This window comes from Mycobacterium sp. NGS57, assembly GCF_059812405.1.
The window spans coordinates 269,795-286,736 of record NZ_JCALCP010000005.1 but is presented as its reverse complement, the minus strand read 5'-3'; the positions used below and the strand labels follow the sequence as shown (position 1 = coordinate 286,736).

At 69.4% G+C, this 16,942-nt stretch carries 11 protein-coding genes; 6 read left to right on the top strand and 5 right to left on the bottom strand.

Going from position 1 to position 16,942, the window contains the following annotated elements; all coding sequences use genetic code 11:
* Nucleotides 1-50 precede the first annotated feature (50 nt).
* A complete protein-coding gene (locus AC5Y43_RS12220) occupies nucleotides 51-4,196 on the bottom strand; it encodes a bifunctional nitrate reductase/sulfite reductase flavoprotein subunit alpha (protein WP_499972660.1) in 4,146 nt (1,381 codons plus the stop codon).
* A 291-nt stretch (nucleotides 4,197-4,487) separates the two neighbouring features.
* Between AC5Y43_RS12220 and AC5Y43_RS12215 the strand changes: the two genes are divergently transcribed.
* On the top strand, nucleotides 4,488-4,967 hold the full coding sequence (locus AC5Y43_RS12215) for an LppP/LprE family lipoprotein (RefSeq protein WP_499972870.1): 480 nt from the start codon (nucleotides 4,488-4,490) through the stop codon (nucleotides 4,965-4,967).
* 26 nt (nucleotides 4,968-4,993) lie between these two features.
* On the opposite strand, the gene AC5Y43_RS12210 is transcribed toward AC5Y43_RS12215, so the two are convergent.
* Nucleotides 4,994-6,943: an acyl-CoA dehydrogenase family protein gene (locus AC5Y43_RS12210; RefSeq protein ID WP_499972659.1), complete on the bottom strand. Its 1,950-nt coding sequence runs from the start codon at nucleotides 6,941-6,943 to the stop codon at nucleotides 4,994-4,996.
* Between the two features lie 64 nt (nucleotides 6,944-7,007).
* On the opposite strand from AC5Y43_RS12210, the gene AC5Y43_RS12205 reads away from it, so the two are divergent.
* The gene (locus AC5Y43_RS12205) at nucleotides 7,008-7,574 is read left to right on the top strand and encodes a methyltransferase family protein (RefSeq protein ID WP_499972657.1); all 567 of its coding nucleotides are present in this window, start codon (nucleotides 7,008-7,010) and stop codon (nucleotides 7,572-7,574) included.
* Nucleotides 7,575-7,702: 128 nt separating this feature from the next.
* On the opposite strand, the gene AC5Y43_RS12200 is transcribed toward AC5Y43_RS12205, so the two are convergent.
* Nucleotides 7,703-9,901: an ABC transporter permease gene (locus tag AC5Y43_RS12200; RefSeq protein ID WP_499972867.1), complete on the bottom strand. Its 2,199-nt coding sequence runs from the start codon at nucleotides 9,899-9,901 to the stop codon at nucleotides 7,703-7,705.
* Between the two features lie 84 nt (nucleotides 9,902-9,985).
* The gene (locus AC5Y43_RS12195) at nucleotides 9,986-10,483 is read right to left on the bottom strand and encodes a MarR family winged helix-turn-helix transcriptional regulator (RefSeq protein ID WP_499972656.1); all 498 of its coding nucleotides are present in this window, start codon (nucleotides 10,481-10,483) and stop codon (nucleotides 9,986-9,988) included.
* A 196-nt stretch (nucleotides 10,484-10,679) separates the two neighbouring features.
* Between AC5Y43_RS12195 and AC5Y43_RS12190 the strand changes: the two genes are divergently transcribed.
* The 4 genes from AC5Y43_RS12190 to AC5Y43_RS12175 are packed head-to-tail and all read left to right on the top strand — an operon-like array spanning nucleotide 10,680 to nucleotide 15,719.
* Nucleotides 10,680-12,650 (top strand): ATP-binding cassette domain-containing protein, encoded by a 1,971-nt coding sequence (locus AC5Y43_RS12190; protein ID WP_499972866.1) that lies wholly within the window; start codon nucleotides 10,680-10,682, stop codon nucleotides 12,648-12,650.
* Nucleotides 12,647-13,486, top strand: a complete 840-nt coding sequence (locus AC5Y43_RS12185) for a CbiQ family ECF transporter T component (protein ID WP_499972655.1) — start codon at nucleotides 12,647-12,649, stop codon at nucleotides 13,484-13,486. Before AC5Y43_RS12190 ends, AC5Y43_RS12185 begins: the two co-directional genes overlap by 4 nt.
* Before the next feature lie 21 nt (nucleotides 13,487-13,507).
* Nucleotides 13,508-13,960 carry an SRPBCC family protein gene (locus tag AC5Y43_RS12180; RefSeq protein WP_499972653.1) on the top strand — a complete coding sequence of 151 codons (453 nt, stop codon included), beginning with the start codon at nucleotides 13,508-13,510 and terminating at the stop codon, nucleotides 13,958-13,960.
* Complete coding sequence (locus tag AC5Y43_RS12175; RefSeq protein ID WP_499972650.1) at nucleotides 13,953-15,719, top strand: sulfatase-like hydrolase/transferase; 1,767 nt, start codon at nucleotides 13,953-13,955, stop codon at nucleotides 15,717-15,719. Before AC5Y43_RS12180 ends, AC5Y43_RS12175 begins: the two co-directional genes overlap by 8 nt.
* Here the strand turns inward: AC5Y43_RS12175 and AC5Y43_RS12170 are convergent.
* Nucleotides 15,716-16,867 carry an alpha/beta fold hydrolase gene (locus tag AC5Y43_RS12170; protein WP_499972648.1) on the bottom strand — a complete coding sequence of 384 codons (1,152 nt, stop codon included), beginning with the start codon at nucleotides 16,865-16,867 and terminating at the stop codon, nucleotides 15,716-15,718. The genes AC5Y43_RS12175 and AC5Y43_RS12170 overlap by 4 nt on opposite strands.
* Between the last annotated feature and the right edge of the window lie 75 nt (nucleotides 16,868-16,942).

Genomic DNA, 16,942 nt, shown 5'->3' with positions numbered 1-16,942 from the left:
CCATGTTTCGGCGGCGGATGTGCGACGTTTCCGTCGCATTACGGGTCGTGTCAGTAGACGTCGCGGTGGTAGCGCTTGTCGGCGCTCAACGACTGGATGTACGCCGTCGCGGCGTCGGTGTCGAGGCCGCCGTGTTCGCCCGCGATATCGCGGAGGGCGCGATCGACGTCCTTGGCCATCGGGTCGGCGGTGCCGCAGACGTACAGTTGCGCGCCGTCCTGCAGCCAGCGCCACAGCTGCGCACCGCGCTTGCGCATCAGGTGCTGCACGTACACCTTGTCGCGCTGGTCTCGGGAGAACGCCAGGTCCAGTTCGGTCAGCAGCCCGTCGGCGCGCATCTGCTCGATCTCGTCGCGGTAGTAGTAGTCGGTTTCGGCGTGCTGCTCGCCGAAGAACAGCCAGTTGGGGCCCGTGTGCCCCAGCGCGCGGCGTTCCTGCAGAAACCCGCGGAATGGCGCGATCCCCGTGCCGGGACCGATCATGATCATCGGCGTGCCCGGGTCGGCGGGCGGCCGAAAGTTGCTCGACTGCTGCAGATAGACGGCGACCCGGTCGCCGGGGGAGCGGTCGGCGAGGTAGGTCGAACACACCCCGCGGCGCGGCACCCCCTGGAAGTTGTAGCGCACCGGCGAGACGGTCAGGTGGATCTCTCCCGGAAACTCCTTGGGGCTCGAGGAAATCGAGTACAGCCGCGGCTGCAGGCGTTTGAGGACGCGCACCCACTCGTGGGCCGACGCGTAGACCGGCAGCTGCGCCAGCAGGTCGATGGACTGGCGGCCCCACGCCCAATTGGCCAGGGCGGCTTTGTTTTCCGGCTTCAGCAGCTCGGCGAGTGTGGCGTCGCCGGTGCGCTCCTGCACGAACCGCACCAGGTCGCGGCTGATGTGGGCGATCTCGATGCGCTCGGTCAGCGCCGAGCGCAGCGACATCAGGCCGTGCTCGCCGACCTCGACGGGGGTCTGCGCGTCCAGCCCGGTGACCGACAGCCATTCGTCGACCAGCTGGTCGCTGTTGCGCGGCCATACCCCGAGCGCGTCGCCGGCCTCGTAGCTCACGGTGCCGTCCCGAAGGCTGAACACCAACTGGCGCACGTCTTTTGCCGACTTTGGCCGGCTCAGCTTGATGTTGCGGGCCATGTCGGTGATCAGCGGATGCTTTTTGGTGTAGGTGTGCGTCGCCGGCCGGGGCGGGGCCGCGCGGACGGGGGTCGTTGGACCGGCGCGGTCGGGGCCGGCGGGGCCGGGCGCGCACGTCAGCGCCTGCACGATTCCGCTGACCCATCCGGCGGCCGCGTCTTCGTAGTCGGGCTCGCAGTCGACCCGGCCGGTGATGCGCGTCGCCCCGAGCTCGGCGAGGCGCTCGTCGAGCTTGCGTCCGTGTCCGCAGAAATCGTCGTAGTTCGAATCACCCAGCGCCAGAACGGCATAGCGGGTATCGGTGAGGCGCGGGGCGCCCTCGGAAGTCAGCGCCCGCCACAAGGCGGCGCCGTTGTCGGGTGGGTCGCCGTCGCCGGTGGTGCTGGTGATCAGCAGCAGCTCCCGCGTCGCCGGCAGCTCGGACACCGGGAAGTCGTCCATGCCGTGCAGCGCGACCGCCAGCCCGGCCTCGCCGAACTGTGCGGCGACACCTGCGGCGAGCTCTTCGGCATTTCCGGTCTGCGAGGCCCACAGCACCACGACGGGCGACGGTTTCGGGCTCGTCGGTTCCGGAATGGCCTGCGCCGGCTGGGATTCCTCGGCGCGCGAGAACAGCCCGGCGAGCAGGCCGTCCACCCACAGCCGGGTGCGGGGCTCGAACGGCGCGGTGTGGGGAAGGGTGGGCACCCCGCCCCCGCGCCGACCGGCTTCGGTGCGCAGCCCGGTCAGCATCCCGGCGAGGTAGCGGCGGCCCGGCTCGTCGAGCTCCGGCACGGGTTGGGCTGCCAGGCCGAGTATTTCGGCGAAGGAGTCGAGCCGCGACACGCCGACTTCCGGTGCGGGCGCGGTAACCAGTGGGGCGGCGGCGACCTTCGTCAAAGTGACGGCGCACGCCTTGAATTCCGGTTGGTTCGATATCGGGTCCACCGCGTCATTGGTGACAGCGTTGATCGACAGGTACTCGCCGAACGCGTCGTTCCAGTGGAAGGGGGCGAAGCAGTCGCCCGGACGCACCCGGTCGCTGACCATCGCGGGCAGCACGGCCCGGCCACGGCGCGAAGCGATTTCGACCGGGTCGTCGTCGGCGATCTGCAGCCGGGCGGCGTCGTCGGGGTGGATTTCGACGAACGGGCCGGGGTTGAGCTTGTTGAGCTTGGCGACCTTGCCGGTCTTGGTCATCGTGTGCCACTGGTGGGGCAGGCGCCCGGTGTTCAACACGAACGGGTAATCGTCGTCGGGCATTTCCTCCGGCGGCAGGTGCGGGCGGGCGAAGAACGCCGCCCGGCCGGTGGGGGTCGGAAAGGCCAGCCGGGGCACGCTGCCGTCCTCGCGGACCAACTTGGTCTGGCTGACGCCGTCGTTCAGGTACCGGATCGGGTTGCGGTCACCACCGTCGGGCGGGCACGGCCACTGCAACGGCGTCCGGCGCAGCCGCTCATAGCTGACCCCGCGCAGGTCGTAGCCGGTCCTCGGGTTCGAGAACCGTTTGATCTCGGCGAAGACGTCCTCCGCGCTGTCGTAGCTGAACGCATCCGAAAAGCCCATTTCGCAGGCGATCCGGGCGATGATCCGCCAGTCCGGCAGGGCCTGGCCGGGCGCGGTGACCGCCGGCCGGAACAGCGTCATGTTGCGCTCGGAGTTGACCATCACCCCTTCGGATTCGGCCCACAGGGCGGCCGGCAGCAACACGTCGGCGTACTCGTTGGTCTCGGTGTCGAGATAGGCGTCCTGGCCCATCACCAGCTCGGCGCGTTCGAGCCCGGCCAGCACGGTCCGTCGATTCGCCACGGAGGCAACGGGATTGGTGCACACGATCCAGCAGGCTTTGATTCGGCCGTCGGCCATGCGGGAGAACATGTCGACGGTGCCGGCGCCGGCGTCGGTGCGCAGGGTCCCGCGCGGCAGGCCCCAGCGGTCCTCGACGAACTCGCGGTCGTCCGCCGACGCCACCGACCGCTGTCCCGGCAGACCCGGTCCCAGGTAGCCCATCTCGCGGCCGCCCATCGCGTTGGGCTGCCCGGTGAGCGAGAAGGGGCCGCTGCCGGGTTTGCAGATCGCGCCGGTGGCCAGGTGCAGGTTGCAGATGGCGTTGGTGTTCCAGGTGCCGTGGGTGCTCTGGTTGAGGCCCATCGTCCAGCAGCTGACGAAGTTTGCGGCCTCGCCGATCATGCGGGCGGCCGCGTGGATGTCTTCGGTTGGGATGCCGGTGATTCCGCTGACCCTGTCGCGGGTGTACTGCGCAAGGAAGCCGGGCATCACCTCCCAGCCCTCGGTGAATTCGGCGATGAAATCGGCATCGGTGTGACCGTTTACGACGATCAGGTGCAACAGCCCGTTGAGCAGCGCGAGGTCGGAGCCGGGGGCGATCTGCAGGAACAGGTCGGCCTTCTCCGCGGTCGCGGTGCGGCGCGGATCCACCACGATCAGCTTGGCGCCGGCCTTGACGCGGTCCATCATGCGCAGGAACAGGATCGGGTGGCAGTCGGCCATGTTGGCGCCGATGACGAAGAAGACGTCGGCGCGGTCGAAGTCCCGGTACGAACCGGGCGGACCGTCGGCGCCCAGGGACAGCTTGTAGCCGGAGCCCGCGCTGGCCATGCACAGCCGTGAGTTCGACTCGATCTGGTTGGTGCCGATGAACCCCTTGGTCAGCTTGTTCGCCAGGTACTGGGCCTCGATGGACATCTGGCCCGACACGTACATCGCGAACGAGTCGGGGCCGTGCTCGTCGATGATGGCCCGTAACCGGTTGGCGCAGCGGGTGATCGCGGTGTCCGTGTCGATGGGCCGCAGTGGTTCGCCGCGTTCGTCGCGCGCGTATGCCGTGTCCATCCGGCCCGGGGCGGCGAGCATATCGGCGGTGGACGCGCCCTTGGTGCACAGCCGTCCGAAATTGGCCGGGTGCTGTTTGTTGCCAACCGACTTCGCGACGTGACGCCGTCCACTTTCGGGGTCGGTTGTGAGTTGCAGCACCATCCCGCAGCCGACGCCGCAGTACGCGCACAGGGTGGGCATGGCGTTCGGGTCGGACGCCGTGGACTCCGTCGACTCTGTAGCCATGCCTCCGTCCCTCCTTCGCGCGCGACGGGCTTGCGGTGAATAGTGCGTTCAGCGTGTTTCGGCACCGGATATGCGGCGTTTCCCGCGCTTTACGGCTTTCTCTCACCGCGGCCCGGGCGCCGGTGAGGTGGTGATACGCGGCAATTCCGCAGCTCAGGGCGGGTCTTCATCGACCGGCCGACCAGCACGAGGCTACCGCGGCGTCGCGCGTTCGGCCGTCCAGAACGCGGGTTGTGACCAAACACGGGGAACATTCCCAGCCTTCGCTAAGCTCACCGCGTGCGCCGGCTGATGGTGATCCTGATGATCCTGCTGGCCGCCGGGTGCGGCTCGAAGGCGCCGGCTCCGCCCGCCACGGCGCCCGACAAGTGCAAGAAGTCCGACGGGCCGACGCCCGACACGGTGCGACGCGCCATCGCGGCGGTCCCAATCACGAACCCGGGCACGGCATGGGTCGAAATCGCCCGCGGGCACACCAGGAAATGCCGTTTGTATTGGGTGCAGATCATCCCGACGATCGCCGACGAGTCGACCCCGCAGCAACTGGTGTTCTTCGACCACAACACCCCGCTGGGTACGCCGACCCCCAACCCGAAGCCGTACATCACGGTGCTGCCGCCCGCCGACGACACCGTCACGGTGCAGTACCGATGGCGGGTGGGCAAGGACCAACCCTGCTGCCCGACCGGGATCGGCACGGTGAAGTTTCAGATCGGCCCGGACGGCAAGCTGCAGGCACTCGGCAAAATCCCGCACCAGGAGCACCAATAGCGTTAGCGCACAACCCTTTCGGGGCGTCAGTCCGCCAGATTCTCCGGGTGCAGCATCTCGGCGTAGCGCAGCGGCTCCGGGATGCCGAACCCGTCGACGAGCGTCTTGGCGTGCGGGCGCAGCGCGCGGCACCGGTCGTTGATGCCCTGGGTGACCGCCTTGGCCCGCCCGGTCGACAGGTAGCCGTGCTCGATGTACCAGGCCTTGTCTTCCTCGATCACCGACAGCGCGTACAGGTCGCAGACGAGCTCGAGCAGTTCACGGGCTTTCTCGTCCTCACATGAGTCGATCCCGGCGACGAAGGCCTCCAACACGACCCGGTCGATGTGCGCGTTCGCCGCGTGCAGCACGTGATCCTGCACGGCGTTGAAGGCGTCGAACTCCGACATCTCCTTGGACTTGCCCTGCAGGCGGCGCGCGACCGAAGACAGCAGGTAATTTTCGCGGTCCTCGAACATCGTCACCTGGGTGCCGCGGTTGAACAGGCTGCCCTCCTCCTCGCTGTCCTGGCGGGCGTCGACAATCCGCTGCATAATCGCTTCGGCGGCAGTGCGTTTCATCACCCGCTCCCCGACGGTGTTGGCGGCGAAGCGCACCCACTCGACCGGGCTCATGCTGCGGATGTCGTCGGCGTAGGCCGTCAGCAGTTCCTTGGCCACCAGTTGCGTCAGCACGTGGTTGTCACCTTCGAATGTGGTGAACACGTCGGTGTCGCCGCGCAACGCGATCAGCCGGTTCTCGGCCATGTAACCCGCGCCGCCGCACGCCTCCCGGGCCTCCTGGATGGCCCGCGACGCGTGCCAGGTGTTGGCGGCCTTGAGTCCCGCGGCGCGCGCCTCCAACTCGCGCTGCTCCTCGGTGTCGGGTGCGTCCGCCGTCTGCACGTCGTGGCACTTGCTGACCAATTCGTTCTGGGCGAACTGCAGCGCATACGATCTCGCGATCAACGGAAACAGCCGGCGTTGATGCACCAGGTAGTCCATGATCAGCACCTCGGAGTCCGCGTCGGGGGCGCTGAATTGCCTGCGCTCCAACGCGTATCGGGTGGCGATGTCGAGCGCGACCCGGCCAGCGGCGCCCGCGCTGCCGCCCACGGTGATCCGGCCCCGCACCAGGGTGCCCAGCATGGTGAAGAACCGGCGGCTGGGGTTGTCGATGGGGGAACTGTAGGTTCCGTCGGCGGCGACGTCGCCGTACTTGTTGAGCAGGTTCACCCGCGGGACGCGCACGTGGTCGAACACGATGCGGCCGTTGTCGACACCGGGCAGGCCACCCTTGTAGTCGCAGTCCGACGTGGTCACCCCGGGCAGGTCGTTGCCGTCCTCGTCGCGGATGGGCACCAGAATGCAGTGCACGCCGTGGTTGACGGGCTTGCCGTCCTCGGAGGTGATCAGTTGTGCGAAAACCGATGCCATGGTGGCGGTTTCGGCGGCACCACCGATGTAGTCCTTGCGGGCGGTCGGGGTTGGGGAGTCGATGACGAACTCTTCGGTCTCGGCGTCGTAGGTGGCGGTGGTCTCCAGCGCCTGGACGTCGCTGCCGTGCCCGGTCTCGGTCATGGCGAAACAGCCGCGCAGCTCGAGGCTGATGATCTTGGGCACGTAGGTCTCATGGTGGCGCTCGGTGCCGAGGTTCTCCACGGCGCCGCCGAACAGTCCCCACTGCACGCCGGCCTTGACCATGAGCGACAGGTCCGACATCGCCAGCATCTCGATCATCGTGATCGCCGCGCCCACGTCGCCGGTCCCGCCGTGTTCCTTGCGGAACGAGTCGGCGGCGGCCCCGAACGCGGCCATGATCCGCAGCTGTTCGGCCACCTTGGTGCGGGCGATGACGGTGTTGGGCGTGTAGTGCGGTCGGAACAGGTCCTCGGTCAGCGTGTCGCGCATCCGGTTCTTCACGTCACGCCAACGGCCGTCCAGGGCGTTGCGCAGGTGTTCGGCGGTGCGGGAACTCTCGGAAGTGTCTGGCGCCATAAAGAGGACGGTAACCCGCCAAGCGGGCCGCGCAAACAGGCCGGCAAGGTGTCATCATCACGAGATGCCGCAATACCTTGCCGCGGTCGCGATCGTGCTGCTGCTGGGCGCCGTCGTGGTCAGAGTCGTGCTGCTGCGCAGAATCGGCACCCGAGCAATGCATTTCGGAAAGCTGGACAAGACGGACTTCCTGATCCCCCCGGTGGCGCTGTTCTACTTCTATACGGTGTTCGCGGCCGCCTTCGGTTGGCCGCTGATTAGCCGCGAGCGATTTTTCCACTCGAGCGTTCTGGCCTGGCTGGGTGTGGTGCTCTGCCTGGTCGGTGTGCTGGTCCTGGTGGCCAGCCTGGTGTCCTTCGGCAACAGCTTCCGGGTGGGCATCGACGTCGACCGGCCCGGTCGGTTGGTGACGACGGGCATCTTCGGGGTGAGCCGCAACCCGATCTATGTCGGCTTTTTCGTCTTTCTGGTCGGCCAGCTGCTGGTGTTTCCCAATTGGGTTCCGCTGATCTACCTATTGGCCGGCACCGCGTTGTTCCACCGCCAAGTGTTGCGCGAGGAGGAATTCATGCGGCAGCGCTACGGCCACCTCTACGCCGACTACTGCCGCCACGTCAGGCGGTATCTGTAGGTCGCGGGGCATCCGACCGGCTGGGACCGGCCACATCGGGTGTGAGCCGACGGCTTTCAGCGTGAAGTGGTGGCGGAAAATCGCGCCGGCAGCACCCTCAGTTCACCCTCGAGGGCCTCAGTTCACACTCAAGAGCCAAGATGCACTCGGCGCAGCCGATACAGCGCGAAGCCGGCCGCGACCGCGCCGAGGACCAGCAGCATGACCACGTCGAACACCCACCACCCCGAATAGTGCGCCCACATCAACGTGTCGGCGGCCAGGGCGTCGGCGCGGCGCAGCTCGACGGTGGACGCCGACGCCGCGAACCCCCACTGGGCCGGGACGAACCACGAAATCTGCTGTAGCCCCCACTTGCTCGTCAGCTGAACCAGGCTCCCGTTGAACAGCAGCGAGGCCAGCAGCACCGGCACGAGCAGCGGCAGCACCTCGCGCAGCCGGTTGCCCATCGTCGACAGCGCCAGCCCCACGACCGCCGACACCACCGCCGTCAACGCCACGCTCACATAGAGCTCGGCCGTCGCGTTGCCCAGCAGGACGGCGCCGTGCACCGGGCCGCCCTTGGCGAGGGTGACGATCACGAAGAAGACGCCCGTGAGGACGATCGCGGCCAGACCGAAGACGACCACCTTGGCGGCCAGGTAGGCCGGCGCCGACACCCCGACCGCCTGCTCGCGGCGGAAGATGCGACGCTCCTCGACGACCGCGCGGATGGTCAGGGCGGTGCCCAGGATCACCGCGCCGATGTTGAGCGCGGCCAAGATCTCGATGGCCTCGTGCGGGTTGGTGGCGCCCGGGTCGGGCCGTGCCAGACCGGAATGGCCGGGGATGAGCACCGTCAGCGCCGCCAGCAGCGACGGCAGGACCGCCAGGAACAGCAAGTAGGCGCGGTCGGCGAACAGGAGGCGCAGCTGGCGACGGGCGAGCAGCCGGACCTGCCGCTTAGTGGCGAGCGGGGCCGGGCGCGGCCACGGCGCGGCGACCACCGGCGGCGCGGGCGGAGCCGGCGCCGGTTGCGGGTTCGTGGCGGACTGCACCTGCCCGGGAGGCCCGACGAACGCGACGGCACCCTTGGCTGTGAGCACGACCACCTGGTCGCACAGGTCGAGGTTGCCCGGCGGCGGCTGCGGGGGCACCGCCACCACGACGACGCAGCCGATGTCGGCCTGGCGCCGCAGGATTGCCATCACGTGGCGTTGCTGCGCGGGATCCAGGCCGATACCCGGGCCGTCGACCACGAGCAGCGTCGGGCGGGTGATCAGTTCGGCCGCGATCGACACGCACCGGCGCACCTCGGGCGGGAGCTTGCCGATCCGGGTCGCGCGGTGCGCCGCCAGCTCGACCTCCTCGAGGATCTGCTCGACGACCCGGCGGCGGTGCTCGGGCGCGGTGTCCGGCGGCAGACGCAAGTCGGCGGCGTACCCGAGGGCCTGCTCGACGGTGAGCCGCGCGTGCACGCGCTCGTCGCGCTGCACGATCCCGATGCGCGTGCGCATCGACTCGGGCTCGGCGTGTACGTCGTGGCCGTCCACGGTGGCCCGGCCGGAGCCGAGTTGCCTGGTGCCGGCGAGCAATTCGAGCAGCGCCGAGTTGCGCGCCGCCGACGGCCCCGCGACCGCGGTCAGCGTCCCCAGGGCCGCCGTGAACGACACGTCGGTGAGCACCTCGCGCCCGTCGGCCGTCAGGCCCAGCCGGTAGGCGACGACGCCGCTGGTGCGGGCGCCGGTTGCCAGCGGCAGCCGGAACGTGGAGTTGCCGTCCGGGGGGTGGGGGGAGGGGCGGGGGGCCCGCAACTTGCGCGTGATCACCCGCTCGATCAGCCCCGGGCCCTCGGACTGTTCGTCCGGCGCGACGGGCGGCGGCGGTGCCGCCGGGGCGGGCGGGCCGGGCGGCTCGACCGGGGGCGGCTGGGCCGTCGGGACCCGCATCCGCTGGGTGGGCCGCTCCGTCGGGGCCAGCAGGTTGGGATCCTCGCGAATCGCCGGGCCGGGCGGCCCCGCGGCGGGGCCGACCTGGAAAACCAGCCGCGGGCCCCGCTGGGGATCACCGATCATGATCGCCTGCCCGGACCGGATGTCGACTGTCGACACCCGCGCGCCGTCGACGAACATGCCGCGGGGGCCGCTGTCGACGGCCACCCAATGGGTCCCGGTGAACCGCAGCACCACCTCCGGATGCGGCTCCGGCGGGGCGGGACCACCCGTAGGACTCAGGGGAACGTCGGCGTCGCGGCCATAGCCCACCGTCACGTCACGGCCGGGTGGAAAGACATACCTCGTCGGTCCGGCCCAGACGGTCAGGGGCGGGGCCGAAGCCTGCGTCGGCATCATCCCCGCCGCCTTTCGCCACTCGTCAGACACATGGAGTCCAGTGTCTACCCGCCGGCGGGGGTCTATCCACCGTCGAGGGATCTAGAGGGTGTGGCGGCGCGGTGTCGTCGCGGCGTTGTCGAGAAGCCGCCGCAACACGTCGACCGCCTCCTTGAGCACCTTGCGGTCGGTCGACTCAAGCAGGGCCAATTGCGGTTCGATCGCCGCGGCGCGGTCGGCCCGAACGGCGTTGAGCGTGCGTATCCCCTGCGGGGTGATGCGGATGCGCACCGCCCGGGCGTCACCGGGGTCGACGGTGCGGGTGACCAGGCCGGCGTCCTCGAGCCGGCGCACCTGCGTGGTCATCGTCGGCTGCGAGCAGTGGTCGACGCCCGCCAGGTCGCCGATGCGGGCTTCACCGTGCGCCTCGATGGTGGCCAGCAGCCTGGCCTGCGCCGCGGGCAGCGGCATCTGGATGCGCTGGGTGGCCAGCCGGTTGAGGCGGGCGACCACGGCGAGGAGGTCGGCCCCCAGGCCGGACTGCGGCTCGTTGTTTGCGGCGTCAACTACGTCGTTGTGGTTGGCGGCGGATGCATTCATACGTCCATGCTTGCATAGCTTTGCTAAGCGAGACGAGTCCCACCCGCCGTGGCCGGAAAACCCAGGCGGCGTGGTGTGGTGCGGGTAGTTGCCGTCGCGGACTGGCAGAATCGGTGAAGTGACCGGCCCCAAATCCCTGCGCGAACCCCGCCGGGGTGGCGCGCTGCGGCCGGTCGAGTTGGCGCAGGCGGCGGTGATGGGCGCACTGTGCGCGGTGATCGCCATCATCTCCGTCGTCGTCCCGTTCGCGGCGGGCCTGGCCTTGCTGGGCACCGTGCCCACCGGGCTACTGGCCTACCGCTACCGGCTTCGGGTACTCACGGCCGCGACCGTCGCCGCCGCGGTGATCGCGTTCCTGATCGCCGGCCTCGGCGGGTTCATGTCCGTCGTGCACTGCGTCTATATCGGCGGCCTGACGGGGTTCATCAAGCGCAAGGGGCGGGGGGTGGTCACGCTCGTCGTCTCGTCGCTGATCGCCGGCCTCGCGTTCGGCGCGTTGAACGTGGGCGCGCTGACCGTGATGACCCGGCTGCGGCACCTGATCTTCGAAGTGGCCACCGCGAACGTCAACGGCATCGCCAGCTTCCTGACCCGGATGCACATGCAGGGCGTCGCCGCCGACCTGAAGCGGTATTTCGCTGTCGGACTGCACTACTGGCAATGGATCGTGCTGGCCTATTACGGCCTGGGGATCATGGTCGTGTCGCTGATCGGCTGGTGGGCGTTGTCGCGCCTGCTGGATCGGATGCGCGGTCTGCCCGACGTGCACAAGCTGGACGCCTGGGACGGCAGCCACGGCGAGCAGGGCGCCGTCGGGCCCGTTCCGGTGCGGCTGGACAAGGTCCGGTTCCGTTACCCCGGCGCCCACCAGGACGCGCTGCGCGAGGTGAGTACGGAGTTCCGGGTCGGCGAGCACGTCGCGATCACCGGACCAAACGGCTCCGGGAAGACCACGCTGATGCTGATTTTGGCCGGGCGGGAACCGACGTCGGGCACCGTCGAACGGCCGGGCGCGGTGGGCCTGGGCAAGTTGGGCGGCACCGCACTCGTGCTGCAGCACCCCGAAAGCCAGGTGCTGGGCACCCGCGTCGCCGACGACGTGGTGTGGGGCCTGCCGCCGGGCACCAAGATCGACGTGGACCGGTTGCTGGGCGAGGTCGGCCTCGACGGGCTGGCCCAACGCGACACCGGCAGCCTGTCCGGCGGCGAACTGCAGCGCCTCGCGCTCGCCGCCGCGCTGGCCCGCGAGCCCGCGCTGCTCATCGCCGACGAGGTCACCACCATGGTCGATCAGCAGGGGCGGGAGGCCTTGCTGGGCGTGCTGTCCGGCCTCACCAAGCGACACCGGACCGCGTTGGTGCACATCACGCACTACAACAACGAGGCCGATTCCGCCGACCGCGCAATCGATCTGAGCGATTCGCCCGACAACACCGGCATGGTCGAGACCGCCGACGCGCCGGCGCGGACCGCCCCGGTCGATCACCGACCGCACGCGCCCGTGATCGATGTGCGCGGTGTCGGCCACGAATACGGCATCGGCACCCCGTGGGCCAAGACCGCGCTGCGCGATGTCAGCTTCACCGTGGAGCAGGGCGACGGCGTGCTGATCCACGGCGGCAATGGCTCGGGCAAGTCGACGCTGGCGTGGATCATCGCCGGGCTGACGGTCCCGACCGCCGGCACCTGCCTCATGGACGGCCGGCCCACCCACGAGCAGGTCGGGGCGGTCGCGCTGTCCTTCCAGGCGGCACGGCTGCAACTCATGCGCAGCCGCGTCGATCTGGAAGTGGCTTCGGCGGCGGGCTTTTCGCACCGCGAGACGGACCGTGTCGCCGCAGCGCTCGCCGTCGTCGGGCTCGACTCCACGCTGGCGCGGCGGCCCATCGACCAGCTCAGTGGCGGCCAGATGCGTCGCGTCGTGCTGGCCGGACTGCTGGCCCGCTCGCCGCGTGCTTTGATCCTCGACGAGCCGCTGGCCGGGTTGGATGCCGCCAGCCAGCGCGGCCTGCTGCGACTGCTGGAAGACCTGCGCCGTGAGCAGGATCTGACGGTCGTCGTCATCTCGCACGACTTCGTCGGGCTGGAGGACCTGTGCCCACGCACGCTGCATTTGCGCAACGGCACGCTGGAACCGGTGCCGGCCGCGGCGGGGGGCATGGCATGACCGCGACCTCCGCCCCGACGCGGCGGCCCGGCCGCCCGGTCGTGCTGCTCGTCCCGGTGCCCGGTAACTCGACCATCCACGACCTGTGGGCGGGCACCAAACTCCTGGTGGTTTTCGGTGTTTCGGTGCTGCTGACGTTTTATCCCGGCTGGGTGACGATCGGGTTGGTCGCGGCGCTGGTGCTCGCGGCGGCGAGGCTCGCACACATCCCGCGCGGGGTGGTGCCGTCGGTACCGCGGTGGCTGTGGGTCGTCATCGCCCTGGGCGGCATCACCGCCGCGGTGGCCGGCGGCAAGCCCAAAGTCTCGATAGCCGGGCTCGAGATCGGGCTCGGGGGAGGACTGAACTTCCTGCGGATCACCGCGCTGTCGATCGTGCTGCTCGGGCTCGGGGCGATGGTGTCGTGGACCACCAACGTCGCCGAAATAGGGCCTGCGCTGGCCACTTTGGGGCGGCCGTTCAAACTGTTGCGGATCCCGGTCGACGAGTGGGCGGCGGCGCTTGCCCTGGCACTGCGGGCCTTCCCGATGTTGATGGACGAATTCCAGGTGCTCTACGCCGCCCGCCGGCTGCGGCCCAAACGTGTACCGCGCAGCCGCAAGGCCCGTCGCCGCAGGCACGCTTTGGAGCTGATCGACATGATGGCCGCCGCCATCACCGTGACGCTGCGGCGCGCCGACGAGATGGGTGACGCGATCACCGCCCGAGGCGGCACCGGTCAGCTCTCGGCCAACCCGGCGCGGCCGAAGGTGGCCGACTGGGTGACGATCGCGATCACGATCGCGATCAGCGCCTCGGCGGTAGTGATCGAGACGATCTTCCACACGATGCCGTAGGCATTCGCGTAGCGTGAGCGGGTGGCCGACATCCACCGCAGCCGCCGCATTGCGGCCCTGCCCCAACAGGTCTGGGATGTCCTTGCGGACTTCGGCTCGATCGCTTCGTGGGCTGACAACGTCGACCACTCGTGCATGCTGTTTTCCGGCCCGAACGCTGGACAGATCGGCGCCGCCCGCCGGGTTCAGGTCAAACGCGACGCCTTCGTCGAGCGCATCACCGAGTTCGACCCGCCGCACGCTCTGGCCTACGACATCGAGGGCTTACCCCGGCCCGCGCGGCGGGTGAGCAACCGCTGGACGTTGGCGCCGGATGGGGCCGACGCGACAGCCGTGACGTTGACCAGCGCGATCGAAATCGGGCCTGGCCCAGCCCGACAGGTGGCCGAACACATCCTGTGCCGCTTTCTCGCGCGACAGTCCGACGTGATGCTGGCCGGGCTCGCGAACCGATCGGAGAACGCCCGTGTCTGATCGCCCCGATGTCGTCATCGTGATGACTGACGAGGAACGCGCGGTCCCGCCGTACGAGGCCCCCGACGTGCTGGCGTGGCGCGATCGAACGCTGCGCGGCCGCAAGTGGTTTGACGATCACGGCGTCAGCTTCCGCCGGCACTACACCGGCTCGCTGGCCTGCGTGCCCAGCCGCCCGACCATCTTCACCGGTCACTATCCCGACCTGCACGGCGTTACCCAGACCGACGGCATCGGAAAGACGGCCGGCGATTCCCGCATGCGGTGGCTGCGCCGGGGCGAGGTGCCCGCCCTGGGCAACTGGTTCCGGGCGGCGGGATACGACACGCATTACGACGGCAAGTGGCACGTCTCGCACGCCGATCTCATCGACCCTGCCACCGGCCTTACGCTGCCGACCAACGACGACGACGGCGTCGTCGATGCGGCTGCGGTGCGGCGTTACCTGGACGCCGATCCGCTTGGGCCGTATGGCTTTTCGGGATGGGTGGGCCCGGAACCGCACGGGGCGCTGCTGGCCAACGCGGGCATCCGCCGGGATCGCCTGATCGCCGAGCGCGTCGTCGCCTGGCTGGCCGACCGCTACGGGCGCCGCCGCGCCGGTGATCCCGCCGCGTTGCGCCCGTTCCTGTTGGTCGCCAGCTTCGTCAACCCCCACGACATCGTGCTGTTCCCGGCATGGTCGCGCCGAAGCCCGGTACAGCCGTCACCGTTGGATCCGCCACCGGTGCCCCCGGCGCCCACCGCCGACGAAGACCTGTCGACGAAACCCGCCGCGCAAATCGCTTTCCGCGAGTCCTACTACTCCGGATACGGCCCTGCGCCCGTCGTCAACCGAACCTACGAGCGCAACGCCCAGCGCTACCGCGACCTCTACTATCGCCTGCACGCCGAGGTGGACGCGCCGATCGACCGCGTCCGGCGCGCCGTCACCGAGGGCGGCTCTGCCAACGCGGTACTGGTCCGCACGGCCGATCACGGGGATCTGCTCGGCGCCCACGGCGGGCTGCACCAGAAATGGTTCAACCTCTACGACGAGGCCACCCGCGTTCCGTTCGTGATCGCCCGCATCGGCGACCGCACGACAAGGCCGCGCGTCGTCACCGCGCCCACGTCGCACGTCGACCTGGTCCCGACGCTGCTTTCGGCCGCGGGCGTCGATGTCGCGGCGGTCGCGGCCACGCTGGCCGAGTCGTTCTCGGAGGTGCACGAGCTGCCCGGCCGCGACCTGATGCCGACCGTCGACGGGGAACCGGGAGACGACGCGCGGGCCGTGTACCTGATGACCCGCGACAACGTGCTCGAGGGCGACAGCGGCGCGTCGGGCCTGGCGCGCCGGCTGAAGCGGACCGTCAATCCGCCCGCGCCGCTGCGGATTCGGGTGCCCGCCCACACCGCGTCCAATTTCGAGGGGCTGGTGGTCCGCGTCGAGAACGCGGCGGCGCCCGGCGGCGCCGGGCACCTGTGGAAGCTCGTCCGCACCTTCGACGACCCGGCCACCTGGACCGATCCCGGCGTGCGCCACCTCGCCGCCAACGGGCTCGGCGGCGACGCCTACCGGACGTCCCCGCTGGATGACCAGTGGGAGCTATACGACCTGACCGCCGACCCGATCGAAGCCGAGAACCGGTGGACCGATCCGGATCTGCACGACCTGCGCACGCACCTGCGGGCGCAGCTAAAGCAGGCCCGGGCCAGTTCGGTCCCGGAGCGAAACCAGCCGTGGCCCTACGTGTCTCGGCGATCCCGGCGTAGCTAGTCGCGGCCGTCCCGCTCAATCCGGGTGTTCTGCCGGATCAGGGACCGGGCCTGATACAGGTGCTTGGCCGCCCACCTGCGATACATGCGTTGCGACCACGACAACCGCTCGTGCGGGCGCTCCGTACGGCGCACCAGCTCGAGTTCGACATGGTCGGGCTCCTCGGTCCCGATTTCGATCCTGTCGCGACTGCGGATGAACTCCAATACCAGCGCGTCGGGATCCAGCAACTCGCGCTCCCACGCCTCGTGGTCGTCGAAGTCCGCAATGCCCATCGTGTCAGCGGCGTTGCGCAGCACCTCGCCCAGTTCGCCGGAAAGCAGTTGACGAAAAGCGTCGGCGCCCTGCCGCGGATTGGCGATCATCCATGAGTGGTACGCGCTCGGCACCCGGTACAGCGTGGCGTCGGACTCGTTGGCGATTTCGCGCGCGTACGGGAACGGCACGATCATGTCCTTTTCGGCGTGCACCACCAACGTGGGCATCCCCTCGTCGCGCATCGTGTGCAGCATCGGCGTGTAGTCACCGGACTCGATGATGGCCTTGATCGTCCGGACGGCTCCGACCGGATACCGCAGATTGGGCACCGCCACCGCCGCCAGCACGCGGAAGTACCCGAGCTGTTCGCCGGCCGAGAGCTCCGTCGGGTCGCCCAGCGTGTCACGCACCGCGGTGTAGGCCGCACCCAGCGCCTTGGTTGGAGACTTCACCAAATTGGGGATGGTGGTGTCGAATCGGGACCCCGCCGCCGGGTCGAACAGCACGGCCGCAAGTACCCGCTCGGGCGCGCGCGCGGCCAGCTGGATGGTCATTCGCCCACCCATCGAATGGCCGACGAACAACGCTTGCCCGATGCCCAGGGCGTCCAGCGTGCGCAACACCGAATCGGCGCGATCGGTGAAACCGCACGCATCGCTCGGCAACCGCCCGGTGTCGCCGTGCCCGGCGGCATCGACGGCGACGACCAGAAAACCCATACCGGCGATCCGGCTGAGCATGCGCAAATATGCCCGACGGCTCAGCAGGAGCCCGTGCATGAACAACAACGGCACTCCGCGGCCGCCGACTGACAGGCCGATCCGCCGCCCGTCATCGAGTTCGACGGTGTGATGGCTCAGGCGGACACGGCTTGGTGATGGCTGCGTCATGGGCACAGCGGGGATTCCCGGGCGGCAGCGCCTCAAAACGGGGAATACGCGTGTCGGCGATGGACCAGTTCGCTG